22 protein-coding genes and 1 pseudogene are annotated in these 23702 nt (G+C 44.5%); 8 read left to right on the forward strand and 15 right to left on the reverse strand.

All coding sequences use genetic code 11. From position 1 onward, the window contains the following. The first annotated feature begins 310 nt into the window (after window positions 1-310). The 6 genes from rpmH to ACROAE_RS15460 all read left to right on the forward strand — a co-directional run bounded on the left by rpmH (window position 311) and on the right by ACROAE_RS15460 (window position 5461). Complete coding sequence (gene rpmH, locus ACROAE_RS15435; protein WP_006083827.1) at window positions 311-448, forward strand: 50S ribosomal protein L34; 138 nt, start codon at window positions 311-313, stop codon at window positions 446-448. Between the two features lie 12 nt (window positions 449-460). Beyond that, window positions 461-817, forward strand: coding sequence for a ribonuclease P protein component (rnpA, locus tag ACROAE_RS15440; RefSeq protein ID WP_160055730.1), 357 nt, complete (start codon window positions 461-463; stop codon window positions 815-817). Next, the gene (yidD, locus tag ACROAE_RS15445; RefSeq protein WP_160055732.1) at window positions 784-1038 is read left to right on the forward strand and encodes a membrane protein insertion efficiency factor YidD; all 255 of its coding nucleotides are present in this window, start codon (window positions 784-786) and stop codon (window positions 1036-1038) included. Before rnpA ends, yidD begins: the two co-directional genes overlap by 34 nt. 3 nt (window positions 1039-1041) lie before the next feature. Next, complete coding sequence (yidC, locus tag ACROAE_RS15450; protein WP_432403326.1) at window positions 1042-2670, forward strand: membrane protein insertase YidC; 1629 nt, start codon at window positions 1042-1044, stop codon at window positions 2668-2670. Between the two features lie 96 nt (window positions 2671-2766). Continuing rightward, on the forward strand, window positions 2767-4128 hold the full coding sequence (gene mnmE / locus ACROAE_RS15455) for a tRNA uridine-5-carboxymethylaminomethyl(34) synthesis GTPase MnmE (RefSeq protein ID WP_432403328.1): 1362 nt from the start codon (window positions 2767-2769) through the stop codon (window positions 4126-4128). Window positions 4129-4291: 163 nt separating this feature from the next. Next, window positions 4292-5461 (forward strand): site-specific integrase, encoded by a 1170-nt coding sequence (locus tag ACROAE_RS15460; protein ID WP_432403330.1) that lies wholly within the window; start codon window positions 4292-4294, stop codon window positions 5459-5461. 406 nt (window positions 5462-5867) lie between these two features. Here ACROAE_RS15460 and ACROAE_RS15465 read toward each other — a convergent pair whose 3' ends face one another. From ACROAE_RS15465 to ACROAE_RS15475, 3 genes are read right to left on the reverse strand one after another with little or no spacing between them, the layout of a single operon-like run. Next, window positions 5868-6212: a helix-turn-helix transcriptional regulator gene (locus ACROAE_RS15465; RefSeq protein ID WP_432403333.1), complete on the reverse strand. Its 345-nt coding sequence runs from the start codon at window positions 6210-6212 to the stop codon at window positions 5868-5870. Window positions 6213-6271: 59 nt separating this feature from the next. After that, window positions 6272-7951, reverse strand: a complete 1680-nt coding sequence (locus ACROAE_RS15470; RefSeq protein ID WP_432403335.1) for a DUF927 domain-containing protein — start codon at window positions 7949-7951, stop codon at window positions 6272-6274. 12 nt (window positions 7952-7963) lie between these two features. Beyond that, window positions 7964-8164, reverse strand: a complete 201-nt coding sequence (locus tag ACROAE_RS15475; RefSeq protein ID WP_000147416.1) for a helix-turn-helix transcriptional regulator — start codon at window positions 8162-8164, stop codon at window positions 7964-7966. Window positions 8165-8695: 531 nt separating this feature from the next. Here ACROAE_RS15475 and mobI point away from each other — a divergent pair. Continuing rightward, on the forward strand, window positions 8696-9373 hold the full coding sequence (gene mobI / locus ACROAE_RS15480) for a conjugative transfer protein MobI(A/C) (protein WP_432403338.1): 678 nt from the start codon (window positions 8696-8698) through the stop codon (window positions 9371-9373). Between the two features lie 57 nt (window positions 9374-9430). Here mobI and ACROAE_RS15485 read toward each other — a convergent pair. The 11 genes and pseudogenes from ACROAE_RS15485 to ACROAE_RS15535 form a co-directional block, all read right to left on the reverse strand. Then, window positions 9431-10455, reverse strand: a pseudogene (locus ACROAE_RS15485) (virulence RhuM family protein). A 10-nt stretch (window positions 10456-10465) separates the two neighbouring features. After that, window positions 10466-10936 (reverse strand): type II toxin-antitoxin system death-on-curing family toxin, encoded by a 471-nt coding sequence (locus ACROAE_RS15490; protein WP_432403340.1) that lies wholly within the window; start codon window positions 10934-10936, stop codon window positions 10466-10468. Window position 10937: 1 nt separating this feature from the next. Further along, a complete protein-coding gene (locus ACROAE_RS15495) occupies window positions 10938-11951 on the reverse strand; it encodes a DNA-binding protein (protein WP_432403342.1) in 1014 nt (337 codons plus the stop codon). After that, window positions 11944-15189, reverse strand: coding sequence for a type I restriction endonuclease subunit R (locus ACROAE_RS15500; RefSeq protein ID WP_432403345.1), 3246 nt, complete (start codon window positions 15187-15189; stop codon window positions 11944-11946). Before ACROAE_RS15500 ends, ACROAE_RS15495 begins: the two co-directional genes overlap by 8 nt. Continuing rightward, on the reverse strand, window positions 15189-16511 hold the full coding sequence (locus ACROAE_RS15505) for a restriction endonuclease subunit S (protein ID WP_432403349.1): 1323 nt from the start codon (window positions 16509-16511) through the stop codon (window positions 15189-15191). The genes ACROAE_RS15500 and ACROAE_RS15505 overlap by 1 nt, the downstream gene beginning before the upstream one ends. After that, window positions 16511-18490 carry a type I restriction-modification system subunit M gene (locus tag ACROAE_RS15510; protein ID WP_432403351.1) on the reverse strand — a complete coding sequence of 660 codons (1980 nt, stop codon included), beginning with the start codon at window positions 18488-18490 and terminating at the stop codon, window positions 16511-16513. Before ACROAE_RS15510 ends, ACROAE_RS15505 begins: the two co-directional genes overlap by 1 nt. Window positions 18491-18559: 69 nt before the next feature. Continuing rightward, entirely contained in the window at window positions 18560-19072 is a 513-nt protein-coding gene (locus ACROAE_RS15515; RefSeq protein ID WP_432403353.1) for a type II toxin-antitoxin system RelB/DinJ family antitoxin, read from the reverse strand. A 162-nt stretch (window positions 19073-19234) separates the two neighbouring features. After that, on the reverse strand, window positions 19235-19858 hold the full coding sequence (locus ACROAE_RS15520; protein WP_432403355.1) for a recombinase family protein: 624 nt from the start codon (window positions 19856-19858) through the stop codon (window positions 19235-19237). A 132-nt stretch (window positions 19859-19990) separates the two neighbouring features. Further along, complete coding sequence (locus ACROAE_RS15525; protein ID WP_049766862.1) at window positions 19991-20374, reverse strand: hypothetical protein; 384 nt, start codon at window positions 20372-20374, stop codon at window positions 19991-19993. Window positions 20375-20499: 125 nt separating this feature from the next. Next, on the reverse strand, window positions 20500-20931 hold the full coding sequence (locus ACROAE_RS15530) for a hypothetical protein (protein ID WP_011920339.1): 432 nt from the start codon (window positions 20929-20931) through the stop codon (window positions 20500-20502). After that, a complete protein-coding gene (locus tag ACROAE_RS15535) occupies window positions 20928-21770 on the reverse strand; it encodes a hypothetical protein (protein ID WP_432403357.1) in 843 nt (280 codons plus the stop codon). Before ACROAE_RS15535 ends, ACROAE_RS15530 begins: the two co-directional genes overlap by 4 nt. Before the next feature lie 370 nt (window positions 21771-22140). Between ACROAE_RS15535 and ACROAE_RS15540 the strand changes: the two genes are divergently transcribed. Beyond that, the gene (locus ACROAE_RS15540; RefSeq protein WP_432403359.1) at window positions 22141-22758 is read left to right on the forward strand and encodes a 3'-5' exonuclease; all 618 of its coding nucleotides are present in this window, start codon (window positions 22141-22143) and stop codon (window positions 22756-22758) included. 21 nt (window positions 22759-22779) lie between these two features. On the opposite strand, the gene ACROAE_RS15545 is transcribed toward ACROAE_RS15540, so the two are convergent. Beyond that, window positions 22780-23646 carry a LysR substrate-binding domain-containing protein gene (locus ACROAE_RS15545; RefSeq protein WP_432403361.1) on the reverse strand — a complete coding sequence of 289 codons (867 nt, stop codon included), beginning with the start codon at window positions 23644-23646 and terminating at the stop codon, window positions 22780-22782. Window positions 23647-23702: the final 56 nt, after the last annotated feature.

The following is a 23702-nucleotide window of genomic DNA, read 5'->3' on the forward strand; positions in this document are numbered from 1 at the left end:
TCGATCCATTAATTGCAAATATCATGCAAATCCAGCTTTATTAACCGATCCACATTGATCTATAATACGCTAACTTTGATCTACTGAAACGAGTAAAGATCCACAAGATATAGTGTCTGTACACAGACTTATCCACATCTTCTGGTGCTTTTTTACTTTCAGCTTCAAAGAAAGATTGGCAGAAATTCATCATATAACCACTTTCGTTATTGACGATAGTAATTAAAGTGATTACAATTCGGCCTCTTTTTTGCCCTTACCTCTAATTTTGGAGCTAAGGTAAATTCACTAACAAAGACGGATTGCCATCATGAGTAAACGTACTTTTCAACCTAGCAACCTGAAGCGCAAGCGTTCTCACGGCTTCCGCGCTCGTATGGCCACTGTAGGCGGCCGTAAGGTGCTTGCACGTCGTCGTGCGAAGGGTCGCGCTCGTTTATCTGCGTAAGTAGATAACTAGGTGACTAGCTATACCTTTACGCGGGAGTTACGTTTGTTAACTCCCGCGCAATTTAAATCTGTATTCTCCAATCCAATCAAAGCATCCTCTGCTGAAATAACTCTGCTCGCAATTCCAAATTCAGAGCAACATCCTCGTTTAGGATTAACTGTGGCCAAACGTTTTGTTAAACGTGCTAACCAACGTAATCGTATTAAACGCGTGATAAGAGATAGTTTTCGTTTACATCAACACGACATCCCCAACATAGATATCGTGGTATTAGTCAGAAATGGCGTGATGGAAATGGAAAATGCAGAACTACACAAATTGATAGAAAAGCTATGGCGAAAACTCAGTCGCCGTTACAATGGCTAGCAACCACGGTTATCCGTGGTTATCAACTTTTTATAAGCCCTTTACTGGGACCGAAGTGTCGGTTTAATCCAACTTGTTCTTATTATGCGATTGAAGCAATAAAAACACACGGAACAGTGAAAGGTAGTTGGTTTGCAATCAAACGCATATTAAAATGTCACCCTTTACATCCCGGCGGTAGTGATCCCGTCCCCCCTAAAAATGACAGGTGTAATAAATAGGCTATGGAATCTCAACGCAATATATTGCTAATCGGTCTGCTGTTTGTCAGCTATCTAATGTGGACACAATGGCAAACAGATAAAGCACCACAACCGGTAGCACAACAAACTGTTACCCAAACAAACGCCTCGACAATTAATGGCGCAGACGTTCCTGAAGCAGACTCGACTGGTATGCCAGTTGATTTACCTGCGACTAAAAACTTAATTACCGTTAACACTGACCAGCTTGATATTAAAATCAGCCCAGTTGGTGGTGACATCGTTTATGCCGCGTTAGTTGCACATAAAGTTGAAATTGATAAAGATGACCCTTTTGTCATTCTTGAGCAAACCAATGATCACACTTATATTGCACAAAGTGGCTTAATCGGTCGCGACGGCATTGATAGCAGTGCTAAAGGTCGTGCCGCATTTGCCGCACAAAATACCTCTTACACATTAGCAGACGGTCAAGACACATTATCTGTGCCTTTAACCTTTACTGCAGACAACGGTGTCACTTACGTAAAAACCTTTACGTTTACCCGTGGTCAATATGATGTTGGCGTTGATTACAGCATTAGCAACACTTCAGATACTGCATTACAAGTACAAATGTACGGTCAAATAAAACAGAGTATCAAAGAATCTGAAGGCAGCATGATGATGCCTACTTATCGTGGTGGTGCATTCTCAACTCAAGATACTCGCTACGAAAAGTATGACTTTGAAGACATGGCAGACAAAAACCTAGGTAAAGTAACACTAGGTGGCTGGGCGGCAATGTTACAACACTACTTTGTATCAGCTTGGATCCCACCGGCAACAGACTCAAACACTATTTTCTCAAGTGTGAGTGCTGGCGGTTTAGCTAACATTGGTTTCCGTGGCGCGGTATATGATATTGCTCCAGGTGCAACTCAAGAAATTAGCTCACAATTTTATGTTGGCCCTAAAAACCAAAAAGCGCTTTCAGCTATCTCTGATACCTTAAACTTAGTTGTTGATTATGGTTTCTTGTGGTGGTTAGCAGTACCTATTCACTGGTTATTGATGTTCTATCAATCATTTGTGGGTAACTGGGGTATGGCAATTATTTTAATCACCCTAACGGTACGTGGTTTGTTATATCCATTGACTAAAGCGCAATACAGCTCAATGGCTAAAATGCGTAACCTACAGCCAAAATTAGCTGAGATGAAAGAACGCTTTGGTGATGACCGTCAAAAGATGGGTCAAGCCATGATGGAACTGTACAAAAAAGAGAAAGTAAACCCAATGGGCGGTTGCTTACCTATTTTGCTACAGATGCCAATCTTCATCGCATTGTACTGGGTATTACTTGAAAGCTATGAATTACGCCACGCGCCGTTCATGCTATGGATTACTGACTTATCAGTACAAGATCCATACTATGTATTACCATTGCTAATGGGTGTATCGATGTTCTTGATGCAGAAAATGCAGCCAATGGCACCGACCATGGACCCAATGCAAGTTAAGATGATGCAATGGATGCCAGTTATCTTTACTGTATTCTTCTTATGGTTCCCAGCAGGCCTAGTACTTTACTGGTTAGTGGGCAACTTAGTTGCAATTACGCAGCAAAAGATTATTTATGCAGGTTTAGAGAAAAAAGGCTTAAAATAAGCCTAAACTCTACAGTTAACTCACTCAGTAGTTAAATGAATAAAAAGGCGGCTTAATAGGCCGCCTTTTCCTTTAATGATTTAGCAGGTATTTCCCGTGACAACAGACACTATTGTAGCGCAAGCCACAGCACCAGGGCGTGGTGGTGTAGGTATTATTCGTGTATCTGGCGACTTAGCAACTAATGTGGCGACAGCCATTATTGGTCATGTGCCTAAAACCCGTTACGCTGAATATTGTGACTTTAACTCTAGCGACGGCCATGTTATCGACCAAGGTATTGCGCTGTTTTTTAAAGGCCCAAATTCATTTACCGGTGAAGACGTATTAGAGCTACAAGGTCACGGCGGCCAAATCGTACTCGATATGTTGATTAAGCGTGTCATGGAAATCGACGGTATTCGTATTGCTAAACCCGGTGAGTTTAGTGAACAAGCCTTTATGAATGACAAACTCGACTTAACTCAAGCAGAAGCGATTGCCGATTTAATTGATGCTACCAGTGAGCAAGCGGCAAAAAGTGCACTGCAATCACTGCAAGGTGAGTTTTCTAAAGAAGTTCATGAATTAGTAGAACAAGTGACTAACCTACGCTTATATGTAGAAGCAGCAATTGATTTTCCAGATGAAGAAGTCGACTTTTTGTCGGACGGAAAAATTGCCAATGCCTTGTATCGCATTATCGACAAACTCACTACCGTTCAAGCCAGTGCTAAGCAAGGTTCAATTATTCGCGAAGGCATGAAAGTGGTCATAGCAGGGCGCCCTAATGCCGGTAAATCAAGTTTACTTAATGCACTAGCCGGTAAAGAGTCCGCCATTGTCACAGAAATAGCAGGCACTACCCGTGATGTATTACGTGAGCATATTCACCTTGATGGTATGCCATTACACATTATCGACACCGCTGGATTACGTGAAACCACAGATACCGTTGAACAAATAGGTATTGAACGTGCTTGGGCAGAAATTGCCAGTGCCGATAGAGTCTTGTTTATGGTTGATGGTACGACGACAGATGCCGTTGACCCACATAATATCTGGCCCGACTTTATTGATCGTTTACCTTCAAGACTGGGTGTAACGGTGGTGCGCAACAAAGCCGATTTAACCGGTGAAACACTCGAAATGTCGCAAGAGCAAGGATACGATGTTTACCGTATTTCAGCTAAAACAGGCCTGGGAGTTGAAGAGTTAAAGCAACACCTTAAGTCATTAATGGGTTATCAAAGTAATCTAGAAGGCGGTTTTATTGCCCGCCGTCGTCATTTAGAAGCTTTAGATTTAGCCGCCAGCCACCTACAACTGGGTAAAGAACAGCTTGAAGTGTATCTCGCCGGAGAGTTACTGGCAGAAGAGTTACGCATGTGCCAAATGGCGCTATCTGAAATTACCGGTAAATTCACTTCAGATGACTTACTCGGCAAAATATTTAGTTCATTCTGTATAGGGAAGTGAAATAGTAAAACGCATCAAACCAAATCAAAACAACATTATGATTTTAATATAATTTTGTTTTATTGGGTTGGAAGCAATTTGAAGGGGTTTGTCGATTCTTGCTCCGTATGTGCTCCGAAGATAAATTCTGGAGCACATACGGAGCACAAGATGAGAAAAACCTATGAAAATCAATATACAAAAAAGAGAACCAGATAAGAATGGCCTGCGCCCCATCAGGCTTGTGTACTATTACGGCTCAAAGACCTCGGAAGACGGTTCAAGAGCTCAAAAGCGCTCTTACGAACCGCTGAATCTATTCCTCTACAACAAGCCAAAAAACGCAGTTGAACGCGAGCACAATAAAACCACATTGCAAAAAGCTGAGGCCATTCGTGCCAAGCGTCTACTGGAAATGGAATCAGCCAAACACGGCTTAGATGACCGCACCAAACTCAATGCCAGCTTCTTTGACTACTTCGACCAAATTACGGCGAGTAAAGCATCCGGCAGCAAATCCAACTACTCAATTTGGGTTTCTGCGGGCATCCATCTCCACCGTTATCACCGCCACGCAGAACTCACTTTTGAACAGGTAGATAAATACTTTTTGGAAGGGTTCCGCCATTACCTACAGCATGAGGCAATAACAAAATCAGATACCGGCCTCTCCAGAAATACCGCCTGTAGCTACTTCAATAAAATCCGTGCAGCACTCAACCAAGCGCAACGAGACCGAATAATCAGAGATAACCCTGTTGAACAAGTCAAATCCATCAAAGCAGAAAGGACACAGCGCACCTATCTCACTCTGGACGAGGTAAAGACCCTTACCAAGGCAGAATGCCGTTACGATGTACTACGGAGAGCATTTCTGTTCTCCTGCACTACGGGTCTACGCTGGTCAGACATTCATAAACTGATATGGAGTGAAATTGAACTGTTTGCTCAAGGCCACTACCGAATAATCTTTTCCCAGAAAAAGCTCAAAAACTCGGGCAATGGCCTGCAATATCTCGACTTACCGGATTCTGCTGTGCGTCTACTCAACTTGGAGAACAAGGGGAAACCGACTGAACGGGTTTTTAAGGGTTTACGTTACGACAGCTACAGCAACGTCGCGCTAGTGCAGTGGGCCATACGTGCCGGGATAACCAAACACGTGACCTTTCATGCTGGACGACACACCTTTGCAGTAAACCAACTTGCCCGTGGCCTGGACATCTATTCCCTTTCCAGATTACTTGGCCACAGCGAACTCAGAACAACAGAAATTTACGCAGATATTCTGGAAACCCGCCGCACAGAGGCCATGCGGACCTTTCCTGATATCTTCGATGAGTCATCAGACTAAGAGCATTATTGCTACCAAACGACTAAATCTTTACAAAGAAAAGGGCACCTCGACAGTGCCCTTCATCAACCACATAAGATCGTTAGTTTTTACATCCGTTCTTATCACATGTGATTTTCTCGTGGGAATTAACCCAGTGATCTGCATTTTTCTTCGTATCAGTGCCGCAGCCAGTAGTGCCGCCTTTAGCACCGCTGTGTACGACACCTGTTGGAGTATGTTTAACAGACATATTTACCGTCCATAGTTAATGATGTGTTTTTGATAGCGCGTAAGCACATTAAGACTTAGTCATTAAAACCTAATCTGTCAATTTAAATAGCAACAGTTATATGTCACAGTTAGAGAACATGACATATAACGCATCTAATGATTAATTTTTACTTCCAGCAGCTTAAATAGCTACTCAATATCTCCGACCATAAAATTTTCGGTTAGCAACTAGATGATCAGCAGCGGCTTTATCAATCTCATCAGAAGACGCCACACGATTACTCTGCAACCAAGCCAAGATATCTGCTCGCCTGAAGAACACCCGATTGCCATTGGGTTTAAAGAATGGGATCTTGCGTTCGTGGGTCAGCCGGTACAAAGTGCTTTTCTTTAACCCTGTCAGCTCAGCACATTCCTCAACGGTGAGGATTTCCTTTGTTGTGTCAGGACGTTGCTCATTTTTGATATGATCGGTAATCAGTTTTTGAAGCAATGACATATCCATCAGCATGCGCTGAAGCATCTCTTTTTCAGTCATGTTGATACTCCTTTACCTCAAAATCGAACAGGGAAATGTGGGAAAGTGGGAACACTGAGCTAGTCGTCATGTTCAACCCTCTCTAAATCTTCAAGGTGGCGCCTAACTTGGTCAGGTTTGAGCGCAAAAAAACGTTGAAACTCACCATTAATCCGCGTCTTATAGGTTCCCCTAGAGCGCTCGTTCGTTACCAAGCAACCGCGTTGCAGCAAGATTTCCACTTCTCGCATATAGTGGGTGGGAAGCTCAAGTTTTTGCAGGAAATGAGTTTTGTTGATAAGCCACAATTCACATCCATCCAGTAAACGGCGGTAACCTGGCATTATTCCCTTGCCTGAATCCTGATCAATTTCACCGATATTGCGTTCCCAGTTGCGCATCGCTTTTTCCAATGATCTAAGCAGCCTAAACTCTTCGGAATTCTTAGAGTGCCCACGATTAGCGAGCCACGCACGAAGGACTCTATGTACCGCATCGAGTGACTCTTCCTCAGACCACGGCAAGATGAAATTTCGACTAGCGAGGCATAGTGCAGTACCAATCAGTGCAAATCGTCTAACGACTCGCTGTACTTGAGAGGCCATTGAATCGCTTGTCCAAGCGTTGCTAAGACGACCTATTTCATAGCTGAGGTAGTGGCTAAGCTCATCATGCAGCCCTGTAAGTAGCAATAACCACTCTCGAATTACTGTGCCATGGAAGCACTGACAAGACATTTTAAGCTCATCAACGAATTGTTGAGCACTCTTACGGCCATGTAATTCATCGAATTCACCATGTATACCAAAAATTGGGATCTCCACCAGTCGTATCTGCTGACCAGCCCTAAGTGGCTTTCCTATCTGCTGAAGTAATTCGGCAATCCAAACTTCCCCGCTACTGAGCACCAGCGTTCGCCATTGTGACGTCGCGGCCAACTCTCCTGACACGTTAGCGCGCAGTTTTCCTGAGCCATTCATGATCTGATAAATGGCGGTATCAACATCTTCTGGACGAGCCATTCCTATCTCATCCAACGTCAGCAACATGTCGTTATGCTCCGACGAGACAGCAGCTAATCCATTGCTTGTCGAGATCCAGCTACGTTTATAGCTATCGCTGCCGTATAAGCTTGCCGCAATCTGCAATAAAGTTGTTTTACCGGCAGATGAAGCACCAACAAAATGAAAGGCTCCATTTTCCATACCAGAGGGGGCTAGCAATGGTGCAGCCAACCCTGTTCCTACACAGAAAATAGCTAGCGGATTCCCACAACATAGCTTCCCAACATGGTTTTGCCAGTCGCTCAAACTCCCTGCTTCCTCTAACAGCGTGGAACTGGATAACTGACCCACAAAATAATGGGGTTCGTCAGCAGAACCCACAGTCCAACTGCTTGTGGCAAATATGGGCTCATGCCAGCCAGTGCGATTCACCACAGTTGCCGGAGCAGCAAGAGCCATCAGCTCTATTAGATAATGTTGAAGCCTACTCCAACTTGACTGGTCAGGAGTTAAGGGATACCCAGTATCGACCAGCATATCCCTGATCTGACGTGCATTATCACTATTCAGGTCTCTGGCATACACAACTTCACGTAACCTAACCCCATCAAAATTTTGCCATTCCAGCAGCGCTCCATGCCCATGTCGTTTGTCAGTTAAACGAGTGCGAGCCAACACCTGAATCCAACCACCTATTCGCAACCACCGATCAGAGGACAAGCAATAGAGCCCATCATCCTGCAACTTATATTGCATCACTAACCCCCATCACAAATCACTCAACCAAGCAGTGATGTCGCTGTACCGAAAGCGAACAGTACGACCATTTGGATTGGGTTTTATTGGAGGAGGAAAACGTCCATCTCGCACGTAACGACGAAGTGTCGCCTGCGAGGTTTGCAAAACGTCACACACTTCAGCATAAGTTAGTAACCGTTCTTCTTGCTTAGGTTGGTTATTACCCGTCATGATGGCTCCTGTTTATTATCTAGCTTGCAGGAGTAATCATCTCGAAAAAGACAAACTAAGCAGACCGCTGGAACTGCCCTTTTTGGGAACTTCAATAATAAATTTCAAGACGCTGATATTTAATGACATTTATTCAACATATAGATTAAAAACAGCCACTGAAGAGCAAAAAGCCTAGCCACTAATGAGTTGCCCTACATTACCGTATCAATTTGTGCGCCAGTGAATAACCAGAGAAAACTTTCACATGTGAAAGTTTAGAGACCTTGCGATTTACAACTATTAAAGTCATGTCCCCCATTAAAAATGGAATCGTTTAGCTCAGGTCTTTTATTGGCGATAACGCTTGTATGGAATAAACCAGTCCAGGTCCCCCATCAGATAATTATCTGGATAGGAATTGGTTAGGTCTTTTTGGCCAAGACATAACAACAAAAGACCTATGCGCCCAAAAAAGGCACGAAGACAGGCGATGAACTAGGTCACAGGACAATAGACTGACTCTGTATTCACAACGCAAAGGATTATGTCATGACCAAAAATTATTCATTTTTAGAACAACAAATTGTTGCATTTGGTGCAGCATTAAATGGGGGAAATCAACCACAATCTGAGTGCATAGAAGCCTTCTCAAAATCATTAAAAGCACTAGAAACACAGATTAGTATCTGGGAAACCTTTATTGCCAATAGCGCAAATGTTAATCAAGACGACGCCATGCTTTTTTCCTTAACCATATCAGAGCAATATCTACACTACACCCATAAATCAACCGAAATAGAACAGCTCCGCTACTTCTACATAGCACAAAAAATTGCAGACTTGTTCTGGCAGAACAACGTTGCACATAGAGGTAAAAACTCTGAAGGCTACCCAGGTCATTTTGGGTGTCGTGTTAGGCTAAGAAACAAAAAACTCGAAATTTTTTGGGTTTATAACCAGTTTAAACCTAAAAAGAATGCTGAAGGATTCCAGGTGATCAGCCATTACCTCCCCCGCGAAGGCAATTATCGCTATCCACAAAGCACCTTTACCCGAGCACAAGATTGGGAAAAACCGGTGATTACTGCTGTTGAAGATGCTTTCTCAATAATCCGCAGAGCCAACTCAAATCTAATGCGGGTTAGACAACTGTGCCGTTGGAATGACACAAATCTCTACCAAATGGCGGGTGCTATTGACGATTTTAAGATGGATAATCCTTTATAGTTATGATCTTACAATACAGCCCTTAACTCATTAGAGATCAGGGCTGTGTGATAGCGGCTATTTATCTTTTTTGATTATGGCCTTGAGTGCTGCAATATTGGCCCGCGCGCCTTCGGCTTCTTTTAAACAGCGGCGCTGCTGGGCAAAGCGGTCAAACTCCAATTTCGCTTTGTCATCAGCGTCTTTCTTGGAGATTTTTCCTGCACCGTTTAATACATCTCTATCATTAAAACTCAAGAACTGGTCAAGCTTATCGGCCCAGTCTTGTAAGAACACCTGCTTGCGGCGTAGCGCTTGGTCTTCTGCAAAATCGAGCCACATATTGACGATACGATTGAGATCTTTGATTTCGTCTTCACGCAAATAGTTCTTGGCAACAGTAACGTCTGTCTTGCGCACTTCATCGCCTTTATAGCTGGTTAAGCCCATATCCGGCTTACTGGCATCCACACGGCTGGCAATAAGCTCAGCGGCGGTCATATGAGTACAGGCATAATGCAGCTTGTCCTGGATGATTTGGAAGAAGCGGTTGGTCTCTTGGTTGGATGGCTCGTAATCAGCAGCCATGGTAAAGATTTCTTTCACCCGCAGATAAACGCGATGCTCACTGGCGCGGATCGTTCCAGCATTTCATCAAAGTAATCTGGCACAGCAGAATGGCCAACGGGCGGATTTTTCAGGCGCTCGTCGTCCATGACGAAGCCTTTGAACAGGTATTCTTTCAGAATTTGCGTTACCCATTGGCGGAACTGTGTACCTCGTTGCGAACGAACCCTGTAACCAACAGACAGAATTGCATCGAGATTGTAGTGGTCGATCTCGCGAGAGACTTGCCGAGTACCTTCCAATCGAACTATCCGGAATTTCCGGATGGTTGCATTTTGTACAAGCTCACCCTCGTTGTAGATATTGATTAGATGCTCGTTAATTGTGCGAACATCTTTATCATAAAGCTCTGCCATTACAGCCTGAGAAAGCCACAAGTTGCCTGATTCAAAGCGACACTCAACACGAGTTTGACCATCAGCACTGGTGAAAAGAACAAACTCTCCTTGAGGGGCTTGGGGGATGTTATCTGTCATTCAATTAACCTTATTGCAGCTTGTTTTCCTCGGCTCGTTGAACTACCTCATAAATTTCCAGTTTCAATGCGATGGAATACTCATCATCATAGAGAATTGAGCTAATGATCTTGTGCAGTAGAGCTTTATCAATAACGTTATCGGCGACCCAAACAGCAATGTTTTCCATTTCTCGAACAAAATGCTGCACAATGTAGTCAAATCCGTTGAGCTCTAAAAAGTAGGCCCCGAGTGCCAGTGATGAGCGCTTATTGCCATCATTGAAGGCATGGTTTTTATTGATAGAAAACACTAAGTGCGTCAACTTGTCTTCTATTTCTGGGTAATACCAATCGTTTTGAATATGCTCTAATGGGCTTTCAAGTTGACCGATATCCTTTGTTCCCGTTAAACCGCCAGAATTTTCGATGATCCAATCGTGAGTATTCACAGCGTACGTCACATCGAAATAAAAGTATCGTGGCTGAGTATCGTCGGTCATATCAGCGGTCCTTCAAACGTTTGAATACGGCCAATGTTTCAGGATCGCTGAGCTGTTCTTCAAGAGACTTGCTCTTCTCACCAAGGAAGCGTTCAAAGTCTGCTTCTGGTACGGATTTAATGTAAGCCTCCAGCTTTTCATGTAAAGCGTCCCTAAAGCACAAATCTCGGCTGGCCATTTTTGTTCTGGCATCAGTTATAAGCGGCCTAAAGAGAGGATGCAGCTCAAAACTGGCAAACAGCAGCTCAGCTTCTTTTTGCGTCAATGGACGACCTAGGCTGATACTCCGGAGTTCTAGCTCGTGAGCAATACCAGATTCAAAACTAGCGATAAGCGTGAGCACTTCAGAGTACATGGTTTCACGGATCTTATCTTTTTCAGCCAGCTTTAATATTTTCTTATACTCTGCTGCGTTCTCATGAAAGATGCTTTGGTAGATCAGGTTAGTAAAGCGTCCATACTTCCACTTGTTGCCATCAACATATTTATCAAGAGCATCAGTAAACTGTTTCCGGTAGTTTTCCTCTTGAAATGCCGCCATCAAGTAATCTTGATCGCGCTGGTTAATGAACTTGGTATGGCCACCTGCGCGTTCTGCGAGTACATCAATCACAATATCGAGTACACGAGAGCGCAGTTCTTTGGCGCGCTCACTGTCAGTAAGCAGCATGCCAAGGTTCAAAATAGCACGAAAAGTGAAGATACCTAACACACTGGTTTTGGTACCCTCACTGATGAGGGTACCAGTAGCTATCTCCTTGAACTGTCTTAACTTATCACCTCTTAACAGCGCGTAACCATTCGCTTTTAACTCATCCCCATGTGAAGACAAGTAGCGTTCTACGGTAGCATCACTGATATCAAACAGCTCTATAACCTGTTGTTTGGTAAATACAGATTCACCATTAAACTGAACACCACCTAATGAGAGGTGTTGCTCCGCTTTTTGTAGGGCATAACGGTTATTAAGAATGTTTTGTCTGTCGTTCAAAGACTCTGTTAAATCTTTAGCCATGTTGGTTCTCCAGTGAGTCAGCTGCCCTTTGCTTCATCATGTCAAAAATCAGTTCAACATAACTTGCCATTACCTGTGGGTCTTTGAGTAGCGTTCGAGCGATATCGCCTTCTTTTAGCAGAGCCTGCACAACAGCTTGCTTCACTGATTGCGGTAAGTCACCTTTGAGGGCTATCGACTTGTCGTGCTTTTCTACTTGTTCAACCACAATTGGGTTTTTGGTGACACGCGTAATGGTGCCGTTGGCAAAGTTACGACGGCCAGGCTCGTCACCTACATCCCCAAACAGTTCATTGAGACGGCGAATGATATCGGCAAGAAATGCCTGTTCGCGATCCGTTGGGTCGTTGTAGTTGGGGCGGATAGGTTCAAGTACTTGATTAACAGCTTCTGGAAGCGGTTCTTTGTCGTAGTTGATTTTGAACTTCTCTAACACCAGTGCACTTAGGTCTATGTTTTCTGGTGTCACACCTTTCAATCGACGTGAAAGCAAATGTGCAAACGCGGCAAAGTTTTCCAGTTCAGGATCACCAAACTCAATCAACTGCGCCATGTAGCTGTAGTACTTCACAAATCGAGCCAAATCCGACTTAAAGCGCATCAGTGCTTCGCGCAGCTTGGTGAACTCGCTGCGCTGCGATTCCGCATAGTTAGCCGCTTTTTCATCACCAGCTAAGTGCGCTTTGTTGTATTGCTGATCCCAATGATTTGCTGCATCAACCAGCTCTTTTAGCTTAACGTTAAATATATCGGTAGGGCGTTGCGTAGCGGCAAGTAGCTTCTTATGCGCGTGTGACTTTTTGTCCGGTGATTGACCGAGAATTGACTTACCACGCGCTTGCTTAAATAACTCTAAATCTTGGTGGTTGTAGATATTCTGTTCATCCAAAATATCTTTGATGTCATATATGACGTTCACATCTTGCACTTCGTTGAGCTGCGCGCCTTTGTCGTACTTTTTAAACGCGTTGAGAATGGTCTGTGGATCATTGGCAAAATCAATCACGTAAGTGGTGTCTTTACCAGGGTAAGTGCGGTTTAGGCGAGACATGGTTTGCACCGCTTCTACATCCGAGATTTTCTTATCCACATACATAGCAACCAGTTTCGGTTGGTTAAAGCCTGTTTGGAACTTATTGGCGACTAACATTACGCGGTATTCGGTTTTCTCAAACTCGTGGCGCAGCTCGGCCCCGTGCGTATCTGGGTTTAAGTTGTACTCGGTGTACTCTTTGTCGAAATCAATCCCTAGCGGGTCTTGGCTGTCTTCATCACCCACATCTTTACCCGGTACTTTGCCCGAGAAGGCGACCAAGGCTTGAATACCCTCGATACCATGCTTTTTGATGTATTTGTCGAAAGCGAGTTTGTATTTCACCGCCTGTGGTCGGCCTGAAGTCACCACCATGGCCTTAGCTTCACCCTCCAACAGATGCGCAATATTGGCTCTAAAGTGTTTGATTATGAATTCGACTTTTTGGCTGACCGTGGTTGGGTGCAGTGACATCCAGCGTGCCAATGCGCGACGGGCTTGTTTGCTGTCTACACGCTTCTCATTCAGGTTATATTCGCCAATTTTGTATGCCGTATCGTAGTGAGTGTAATTTTCCAGCACATCGAGAATGAAGCCCTCATCAATGGCTTGACGTTGAGTGTAGAGGTGGAACGATTCCGGTTTGTTCTCATCTGACACTGGCAGGCGTTGGTCTTTCGGGCGACCAAACAGCATCTTAGTACTGTGTTTCGGTGTGGCAGTGAAGGCAAAATGCGAGACGTTCTTGGGCATAGCACGCGCTTCTTGCACCTTAGTGAGGATATCCTCAATGCTCATTTGCTCTAACTCTTGAGGGCTAAGGTTTAGCGTAAGCGCTGCACGTAAGCCTTTGGCGGTAGAGCCAGTTTGCGAGGTGTGCGCCTCATCAATGATCACGGCAAAGTTACTTTGCCCCAAAGATTGATTGGTCAGAATCGCTTCTAACGCATACGGGAAGGTTTGAATCGTCACCACAATGATCGGCGTACCAGTTAACAGCGCTTCAGTAAGCTGCTTTGATTTCGACTCGCTGCTCTTTTCGCGGTCAATCGCCTTGATCACCCCATATTGATGGTCGAGCTGCTGCACCGCATCTTGCAACTGCGAATCAAGCACGGTGCGGTCGGTCACAATGATCACTGACTTAAATATCGCTTTACCCTCTGAGCTACGCAAGCGAATCAAATCATGGGCTGTCCACGCAATGGTAGAGGTTTTGCCTGAGCCCGCGCTGTGCTCGCAAAGATACTGCATACCAGCACCGTTCTCGCGCGCATCGTTAATCATTTTGTTGACTGCGGCTAACTGATGATAACGAGGGAAAATCTGCGTCTCCTTGCGCTGGACTTTGCCGCTACTGTCCGCCACCTCCTTGGTTTCGACATACACAAAGCTGTAGAAGATACGCAGCCAGTTATCTTTTTGGCCGATCTCTTGCCAGAAATAGCTGACCGGGTATTCGCCATCCTCACCCGGCAAGTTGATATGCACTGGCAAATCAGAGGTAGAGCCGTCATGGCCTTTGTTAAAGGGCAGAAAATAGGTGTTTTCTCCCGCCAGTTTGGTCGCCATGGCAATTTCGGTATCAGACATAGCAAAGTGCACCACGGCGCCGCGTTTAAAGGTTAACAGCGGCTCTTTGCGTTTGGTTTTTGGGTCAACGGGCAAGCGGTCTTGCTTGTACTGCGCAATAGCTGATTCTATCGACTGGGTGAAATCAGTTTTCAGCTCAGCAGTGGCAACGGGTAGACCGTTGATAAAGAACACTAAGTCAATTTCCCACTCGCGGGTCGGGCAATATCTCAGTTGGCGCACCACGCGCAAAATGTTGTGCTCATAACGGGCAATACGCTCTTCATTGCGCGCATCTTCAGGTTTGCGTTGGCCCATGGCAATGGTGCCGCAGCCAGCAATGGCAAAGCCTTTACGCAACACATTAATGGTGCCACCTGTTTTACTGCCCGCCTTATGCGAAGAGAGGGCTTTTTCCAAACGCTCCAACAACACCGGCTCGGCATTCGCACCATGCAGTTTATTCAGCTTGTGCCAGGCATCAGACTGGGTAGCTTTTACCCAATCCATGACATCTTCCGGATAAATAGCGCGTTGCTGGTCATAATGGCTGGAATGGCCTTCTTTCCAGCCATTGTTTACCAATTGCTCGGTAATATATTGCTCAAAATGCACTTCATGATGTGCTGCCATTACACCGTCTCCCTGACGTCGATTTTCCCTGTGACTGCTGCGCTGATCAGCGATGTGCGGTGCTCTTTCAATAGGTCTATTGAATCTAAAACTTCAAGCACCAAACGATCGATTTGACTGATTTTATTCTTTAAACCTTGCACTATAGATTGTTGTTCAGGAAGCTCTGGTGCAGGTATAGGCATGTTTAAAATGGTGCCTTGTCCGATATTCAACATAGAACTACTGGTACCAGTAGCGTCAACTTCTATTTGTTCTCGTGCTTGGTCAGAAGCTAGATAGTATGCAAAAAACTCTGGGTCAGCTTTCTCTAGGTCAAGTTTGATTCGATAAATTTTGTCGCATAGCAACAGGTTATCGTAATCGCAGTCAGGAACAGCTGCGCTACCTACCCATTCTTTAGAATTTGCCCTTGAAACGAGTAAATCACCTTTTTTGATAGCGTACTCTTTTCTTGGTTCCAGTTCTTCTGGCAGTTTTTTGTTCTGTTCAGAATTAAAAATGCCACGATTTACACAGCCAACTTTAACTACTCCCCAAGTGTGATCGTCCGGTACTGGTGTACTTTCACATTGAGGGCTCCAGCCTTGTTCTATGCCGAGTACGTCATATTTGATTTTTTTCACCACCCAATGCTTCGGCACTTGCCCGATCCACTCGATACCAGAGTCCTGCATCTCCACATTGGGGTCAAGCCCCTTAGTGACCACATGGCTGATCAGCGCTTGGCGCTTTTCCTTGAGCAGCTTAATAAAGGTCTGCTTTTCTTCGAGCAGACTGTCGATGCGCTGGGTTTCGCGATCGAGGAACTTTTCAATTGCTTGTTGCGTTAATCCAGGTGGCAATAAAATAGGCAAGCGCTTTAATTCGTCATATTTAAGAGATTGACGCATGCCTGCCCCAAGATTATAAAAAACCTTGGTTTCATCATATGCTCGCATCAAATAGTGAAGATACCTTGGCCTAATCGCGCTTGGGGTGACGGCAACGTATGCTGAAGTGATAATGCCTCGTTCTGTACATTGGGCAGAGCGAAGACTGCGCTTATCGTTCTGTAAATCCGTCAGCCTAAAAATGATGTCATTCTCATTAACTATCTGATAAGTCTCGAATGATGCTGGTAGAAGCCCACCTTGTGTATCAATACTTTTTCGCTTAATACGACCAAAGCTCAACGACAAAAGGTTATCTTCTATCATTCCCTTATTTGACAGTTTTGATTCAGAGGCAACAGTGTAAAAAGGAACTGATTTCCAATCCTCAGGCAAAGCCTCAACCCACTTAATATCGCTTGGAACATAGTTTGGATAAGGCGCGATCATTACGCCACCTCATTAAGAAGAGCCTGAATGCGCGCTTCACATGCTTTTAGCTCACCGTCAATTACACCCAACTCGCGTGGCGGCACATACTGATAGAAATAGCGGTTAAAGTTGATTTCATAACCGACAATGCCCACCTCAAAGTCTTTTTCATCACGCACTGAGTGATCAATAAAGGCATCTGGCACATGTGGCAGCACCTCTTGTGCAAAGTAATCTTCAACGTCGCGGTCAAAGGGAATACTTTCGGCATCTTTGAGTTGCGGGTCGGCGATCACTTGGCCTTTTTCATCCAGTGCAGGCTCAAATTGTAGATCCACTTTTACAAAGTGCGCGGTTAAGGCGGTAGCCAGTGCTTTTGAGCACTTACCAAAGTCATTCTTATTGTTATTCTTCTTAACCGCCAAACGCGCCCACTCATAAGGCTGTAGGCCAAGGTTATCAGTGAGGTGATGTACCCACGCCGCTTGTTGTTCTGGTTTGAGCTTTTTAAACGTATCTTGCTGCGCAAATGCATTAATCCCCGCAGCTGTGATATCTAGCTTAGCGCGCAGTGGACGCTGAATGGTCACTTTACGGAAGGCAAAATCAGTAGTCTGGAAGATCTTACAGTTGTCACTGGATTCAAAGCGATCGTACGCACGGACAATATCGTCAATCTGTTCATCACTCAGGTACTTGCGCTTATCGCCTTGCGATTTACGCATGGGGGTCCAGATATCCGCTAAGTTAATCAGTTGCACCTGATTCTTGCGTCTTGGCTCTTTATGGTTAGACAAAATCCAGATGTAAGTGCCAATGCCGGTGTTGAAGAACATATCGGTTGGCAGGGCAACTATCGCTTCTACCAAGTCTTTTTCTAGCAGCCAACGGCGTATTTCTGATGGGCCTGAGCCTGCATCGCCGTTAAACAATGGCGAGCCCGAGAGCACTATACCCACGCGGCCACCACCGTTTTCAGGCGTTTCCATTTTTGATACCAAGTGCAGTAAAAACAGCATGGAGCCATCAGAGATGCTTGGCAAGCCTGGGCCAAAACGCCCTGCGTATTTGAGCTGCTTGTGCTCACGTTCAACTTCTTTTTTGGCTTTTTCCCACTTAATGCCAAATGGCGGGTTGGCGAGGCCGTAGTGGAATTTGTCGGCACGTAACTGATCGTCTGATAGGGTGTTGCCCTGCTTTATATTGTTGGCATCAAAGCCGCGGATCATCATGTTGGTCAGCGCCATGGCGTGAGTGGCGGGGTCGAGCTCTTGACCAAAAGGCACGACTTTAGCGCTGCTACCCATATCTTCAATTTGGCTAATGGCATCGGAAAGGAAGCCGCCCGTACCGCAAGTTGGATCATAGATGGTACGGATCACACCCTTTTCACTAAAAATATCTTCATCCGCTGCCAGCACCAGTTTGGTGGCAAGGCGAACGGCATCGCGCGGGGTCATAAATTCTCCCGCCTTTTCATTGACAGAGCTGGCGAACTTCAGAATCAACTCTTCATAGGCATCTGATAAAACGCGGTCTGACACCAAATTAGGATGCAGGTCGAGGTTGGCAAAATGGCTCACCACACGGTAGAGCAACTTCGCTTTTTCCAAGTCTTCTATGGTTTGACCAAATTTGAACTCATCAAAGATGGTACGTACGTTTTTGCTGAACTGGCTGATGTAGTGTTCTAGGTTGTCGCCGGTGTCTGACGCGCCTAAGGATTCGAGGCTGTATTCGCTAGTGTTATAAAAAGCGAAACCTGAAACTTCTGGCAACACCAAACCAAGGTCAATACCGGATATTTTCTCGGCCAGATAAAACTTGCGCACCTCAATGCGGGTTGGTTCCAACACACATTCAATACGACGTAATAGCAAAAATGGCAGGATAATACGTGCAAAGTCGGTGTGTTTGAAATCACCCCATAGGTCATCTGCCATGCGCCAAATAGCACTGGAGAGTTTGGCGCTTTGTTCTTTGTCTTGTAAGTTCATTGATACTGCCTAAATGAAGTTTAATCGTTAAAAATCGGTTTATTGTTTGATGTTCATCTTGCGAGTTAGCTAGATATCGCGGCTAAAAATGGCTTGCCAACGACAAAAAGCTTTGCGGTGTCTGTCGGTCCATTGGGTGCAGATAACGTAGTTTTTTTTGTCTCGCTGGGCCACTTTGGTGGTGGAGTAGCGGTTTCGTTCTTTAGCATCTTTGGCTGCACTGCGAATGTCTTCTGGCCGTGGTGATTTAGCCAGTTTGAGCACAGGGAATGACAATCCAAAGGTGTTACGACAATAGATCAGTTGCGTGAGGTTTTCGATTTCACTCAGTGGCAAAGCGTGTTCAACCAAGTCATGGATAGCCTCGGTGATCTCAGCGTTGCTGATATGGTGTTGTATTGAGCTGTGTGAGGCTTCCTGTGCCTCTACTTCATTTTCAAGGGCAACAGAAAACGGAAAGCCTTTGGCCTGAATAGACTTTGCTAAGAATACGTTGATGGCATGCTCAATCGGTAAGCCCAACTCAGCAAAGATGCTCGTAGCTTTTTCAATTAGTTGAGGGTCTATCTTGGTTGATTTCATATGACTAACAAAACCTACAAATTGTAATTTTTGTATCCTATAGGCTTTGCTTTTTCACGGCTAGCAATAAAGTCAAAAAAATGAGAAATAATTGATCTAAAAAGGCTTAAAACTGGCTAACCAAACAGCAATTACACTTGTCATGCCTCATTGAATGACGTGTTACTGAGAGAAGTTTATTACCTTCGATATTGATGCAATTAGGTGCCGCGAACAACCCAACATATCTTGGATGTCACTATAGCTATGCCCAGTCTTCAATAGGCTAGCTATGTGCTGATGCCGTTTGAGATCTGACTGACGCCCGTTGTACTTCCCATCGAATTGAGCTTTGGCGATCCCCTGAGATTGACGACGTCGTCGGTCATCATAATCTTTGCGGGCAACGGCCGCGAGCATGTCCAACATCATGGCATTCACCGCCTGTAAAATCGTACCAGTAAAGTCAGTTTCGCTATGTTGTTGCAAAGCCAGCCAACTGGTGGGAAGTTCCGGTGAAACAATGGCTAGGCGTTTGCTGGCCAGCTTTTGTTTCAACGTATCCCAATCACTTTGCTTGAGCCGCGCCAGGCGGTCGATCTGTTCAACTAGCACAATGTCACCCTCGCCTGACTCGGCAATCAAACGCATCAACTCAGGTCGGTGCAACGTTGCACCAGAAACATTCTCAATATAAAAAGCGGCGATTCGCTGGCTATGCTGAGCAGCAAACTGGATAAGGGATTCTCGCGCCCGTTCAGCATTTTGTTCTTTGGTTGATGCGCGAAGGTAAGCTCGAATGAACATATTGATCTCCACAGTCTGTTATAAGTGGTGCTTTATCTCTGGTCTGGTTTAGGTGGTTCTGTTGGTAGTAAAGCCAGTCTGATGGCTAGTTCCGTTGATGTGTACTCAAAATGAACCAGCTAAGTGCCAAAATCAGTCATCAAACCCAATATGGTTTCTATAGTCGTAATCAAAACTATCCATAAAAACGGAACTATCTGGTTTCATTCGTTTATGACGACTTGGTATTGGGTAGGTTTTATTTAACTTCATCATATTTCTGACAAACGCAACGAATAGATAGCCAGCCCAAAGTGCCAAGGACATTTGCCAACACAAATAAGTGAGCGCACACCAAAAAGGAACGGCTAACCACCATCTGCGTTGGATAAATGCGAAAGCTTTAAAGCACCAAATGACCAATGGCAAACCTGCGAGCAAGAATCCCCATCCAGAATCTTGAGCTAGCATCAATCCCAGCAGCAAAACACCAAGCAACACTATATTTACTAAATCATTTTTGAGATTTTGACTCATGTTTCCCCTCCAACTCTTCGGTTTGAGGTTTGTCTTGGCCTGACAATTTCTGATTGGCTCTATAGCTGTAAAGACACCAGAAGGTGACCAAACTAAAAAATAGGAATATCCCAAGCATTCCCCAGTCAAATGCAGTCATAACGACCTCCGCTCACTCGAATATCCATTCCCTGTAAACTGAATAACTTGGAAAACATAGAATCAGTCATTTCATCGAGTTCAGATAATTCGAATTCAGGGACTATAAGAGGCATGCCAAAATACTGAAGGTTACGATAGGATGATGGCTCAAAAATACCGTGCGGATAGCTGTCTAATGTGTTGAAAGTCTGATTCAGTCTGAGATCAACAATCCAACCGCCAGGAAGCTCAATCCAACTATGTGGATAGACTAATTCTCCCGTGCTCTTGCATTTGACACATCCCACTCTAGGTTGATGAAACACCGAATCTCTCGTCAGTAGATGACTGATCAGGTAGGTAATAATTATGGGGTCCGTTTGGAGTTCATCCATCGCCAGAACAATATTGTCTAGATCCTGATATTCACTATTCATAAAGCAGGCTCCTTAAACAACAGTTGTTTTCCTTGTTCATACAGCACTGGATATGGGAGAGATTGGCCGTCCTGAACCACAAGGTTAGGTGGGTAATAGATCACCATCCACGATGGCAATGCAGCACTGACGGCTCTATAAAACTCATCAACTGGAAAGTCTTGTTGGCCTGACAGGCGGAAAACAAAGCGAGAATAGTTCTTCGAGTGATTGGCGACGATGTTATAGCTTTCGGACTCACCACCTTTAATATAGAGCGGGCTCTTCCAGAGATAAGGAGTCGTAATGTTGTAAGCAACCACACATTGACCAATACCGCATCCATGCTCAGCGCTTTCAACAGACCAAAGAATCATGGGATGACCATCAATTTCCGGTGTTTCTACATTACTCAGTTTAGTGACATTCAACGCCATATCATCGGCCACATGCTGGATAGCCTGGTCGACAAGATGCACGTATTTCTCATAAGCCTGAGATTCTGAAGTAGCAGCAGATGCGGGCATCCATCCCATTAGACTTGGTCTAGCCGAGGGATTGTCTGGTGTCATCATTATATCGGTAGCGTTAAACGCGAACGTCTGCGTACCAGAAAGACGCCTAAGCGGATCATCAAATGAAGTCGTTAGCCTGGCGAGATCAAGCAATGGAACCAACATACCCTTGCTATAAGAGTGGACACCATCGTGGGAATCTCTCAAATCCAAATCGTAGATGCCCCCGGCTCGCGCTAGATTTAAAGCCCGAGATTCATCTTGAGCATAATGACGGGGTCCAGTTACGCAACCAGACAAGGACACACATAAAGCGATTAATGATAAAGATGGGTATTTTTTCATGATTACCTCCTGCTTTATAAAGATTCGCATGGAGGTAGTAAAATGCAAGCTATTTTGATAAATAATTATTAAAAATCAATAGCTTGTACTGATAGTACAAACTTCAAAATGGGTAACAATAGCAGTTTATATTCTTTTCCCACTTTCCCAGATATCCCACTTTCCCAGATATCCCACTTTAAAAATGTTGAGAATCCCCTAGAATAGATACTTCCATGACAAAACCCGACAAATGAGTTGCACTCCACATGTGCGCCAATATTCTTCTAACAATTTGAATAGTTTTAAATTTTTAGTTTCTGTATTGGTAAATAGTGTATTGGTAAGTAATGCATTGGTAAATCGTGTATAGCTCTGTAGGAATAAACACATGACATTAGCTAATCAAGTTGTCGTTCTCGACTTTGAAACCACTGGTTTATCACCCGACAATGGTGACAGAGCTATTGAAATTGGCGCGGTAAAGCTGGTTGATGGCCAAGTAGTGGATACCTTTCAAGAGCTGATAAACCCAGGTAAACGGGTAAACAGCTTTATTGAGCAGTACACAGGTATTAGCAATAACATGCTCAAGCATGCGCCATCATCTAAAGAGGTGATGGCACTATTTGCCAAGTTTATTGATGGATTCAATTTAGTCGCGCACAACGCCAGCTTTGATAAAAAGTTCTTAGATGCTGAATTCAAACATAATAAACTTCACTATAACGGCCAGTTTGCCTGCTCATTATTATTATCGCGCCGGATAAGCCAAGATGCACCTAATCACCAACTCGGTACCTTGGTGAGTTATCATCAATTACCTAACGACGGTGTATTTCACCGCGCCTTAGCTGACGCCACCATGACCAGCCACCTTTGGTTGCATCAACTTGAGGTACTGCAACAGCAATTGCCGCAGCACCTTATTACCCTAGATATTATCAATAAAATATCTGGCCTGCCCAAAGCTCAAATAAACCGCTACTACCAAACAATGGCTCGCTGATAATCCCTAGCCCAGCGTTTATTACAAGTCTTGGGCTAATTTATCCACTAGCAATCGTACTTTAGGTGACAAATGGCGGTTGTGTGGGTACAAAGCCCAAATGCCTTCTTTAGGTTGTTGATATGGCGCGAGTAACACCACCAGTTGCCCAGATTCAATTGCATCATTCACGTAATAACCAGGTAATTGCACAATACCTAAACCACTTATTGCGGCAGATAATAAGCTTAATCCACTGCTGCAACTCAACGAACCATGTACCTTAACGGCTTTAGATTTACCTTGGTCTATAAAGTTCCAATGCGATTGGCTGCCAATTAAACAATTATGTTGGCTCAGTTCCGACAAGGTATAAGGCGTACCAAATTGGGCAATATAGCTCGGCGCAGCGCACACATATTGGCTGCGATTAGTTAAGCGCTTGGCCATCATTGAAGAGTTAGTTAACCGCCCTAGCCTAATGGCTAAATCAAAACCACCTTCTACTAAATCAAGCTGACGATTGGTTAACTCGCACACCACTTCAATATCACGATACTGCTGCATAAAATCGATAACAATCGGCATAACAAACTTTTCGCCGTAAGTTACCGGTGCCGTCATTCTTATTAAGCCTTGGGGTTTATCTTTTAAACTTGAAATAGCCCTTTCAGCCTCATCAAGACTGTCTAACACTTGACGACAATGCTGATAATAGACCGTGCCTTCTTCGGTTAACGACACCTTGCGCGTGGTGCGATAAAACAGTTTGGTGTTTAAGCGGTTTTCAAGTTGACTCACTTGACGACTCACTTGCGCCGTCGAAATACTTAAACGCTTACCTGCGGCAGTAAAACTGTCAGTTTCTGCTACTGCAACAAACTCAAAAATCCCTTCCCACTGCATCATTATTACATTCTCGTAAAAGTCATTTGCAAAACTAGCTGATTATCATTTGATGATAA

The organism is Shewanella sp. MF05960, assembly GCF_050849305.1.
In the GTDB taxonomy this organism is placed as follows: domain Bacteria; phylum Pseudomonadota; class Gammaproteobacteria; order Enterobacterales; family Shewanellaceae; genus Shewanella.

What these genes read in the sequence shown, in the direction of transcription:
- ACROAE_RS15540 (WP_432403359.1), top strand. Translation starts at nt 22,141, where the DNA reads ATGACATTAGCTAATCAAGTTGTCGTTCTCGACTTTGAAACCACTGGT.
- ACROAE_RS15520 (WP_432403355.1), bottom strand. Translation starts at nt 19,858, where the DNA reads ATGTTCATTCGAGCTTACCTTCGCGCATCAACCAAAGAACAAAATGCT.
- ACROAE_RS15510 (WP_432403351.1), bottom strand. Translation starts at nt 18,490, where the DNA reads ATGAACTTACAAGACAAAGAACAAAGCGCCAAACTCTCCAGTGCTATT.
- ACROAE_RS15460 (WP_432403330.1), top strand. Translation starts at nt 4,292, where the DNA reads ATGAAAATCAATATACAAAAAAGAGAACCAGATAAGAATGGCCTGCGC.
- ACROAE_RS15465 (WP_432403333.1), bottom strand. Translation starts at nt 6,212, where the DNA reads ATGACTGAAAAAGAGATGCTTCAGCGCATGCTGATGGATATGTCATTG.
- ACROAE_RS15475 (WP_000147416.1), bottom strand. Translation starts at nt 8,164, where the DNA reads ATGACGGGTAATAACCAACCTAAGCAAGAAGAACGGTTACTAACTTAT.
- ACROAE_RS15525 (WP_049766862.1), bottom strand. Translation starts at nt 20,374, where the DNA reads ATGAGTCAAAATCTCAAAAATGATTTAGTAAATATAGTGTTGCTTGGT.
- ACROAE_RS15535 (WP_432403357.1), bottom strand. Translation starts at nt 21,770, where the DNA reads ATGAAAAAATACCCATCTTTATCATTAATCGCTTTATGTGTGTCCTTG.
- ACROAE_RS15470 (WP_432403335.1), bottom strand. Translation starts at nt 7,951, where the DNA reads ATGCAATATAAGTTGCAGGATGATGGGCTCTATTGCTTGTCCTCTGAT.
- yidC (WP_432403326.1), top strand. Translation starts at nt 1,042, where the DNA reads ATGGAATCTCAACGCAATATATTGCTAATCGGTCTGCTGTTTGTCAGC.
- ACROAE_RS15515 (WP_432403353.1), bottom strand. Translation starts at nt 19,072, where the DNA reads ATGAAATCAACCAAGATAGACCCTCAACTAATTGAAAAAGCTACGAGC.
- ACROAE_RS15505 (WP_432403349.1), bottom strand. Translation starts at nt 16,511, where the DNA reads ATGATCGCGCCTTATCCAAACTATGTTCCAAGCGATATTAAGTGGGTT.
- ACROAE_RS15500 (WP_432403345.1), bottom strand. Translation starts at nt 15,189, where the DNA reads ATGGCAGCACATCATGAAGTGCATTTTGAGCAATATATTACCGAGCAA.
- ACROAE_RS15545 (WP_432403361.1), bottom strand. Translation starts at nt 23,646, where the DNA reads ATGATGCAGTGGGAAGGGATTTTTGAGTTTGTTGCAGTAGCAGAAACT.
- ACROAE_RS15495 (WP_432403342.1), bottom strand. Translation starts at nt 11,951, where the DNA reads ATGGCTAAAGATTTAACAGAGTCTTTGAACGACAGACAAAACATTCTT.
- ACROAE_RS15530 (WP_011920339.1), bottom strand. Translation starts at nt 20,931, where the DNA reads ATGAATAGTGAATATCAGGATCTAGACAATATTGTTCTGGCGATGGAT.
- rpmH (WP_006083827.1), top strand. Translation starts at nt 311, where the DNA reads ATGAGTAAACGTACTTTTCAACCTAGCAACCTGAAGCGCAAGCGTTCT.
- yidD (WP_160055732.1), top strand. Translation starts at nt 784, where the DNA reads ATGGCGAAAACTCAGTCGCCGTTACAATGGCTAGCAACCACGGTTATC.
- ACROAE_RS15490 (WP_432403340.1), bottom strand. Translation starts at nt 10,936, where the DNA reads ATGACCGACGATACTCAGCCACGATACTTTTATTTCGATGTGACGTAC.
- mobI (WP_432403338.1), top strand. Translation starts at nt 8,696, where the DNA reads ATGACCAAAAATTATTCATTTTTAGAACAACAAATTGTTGCATTTGGT.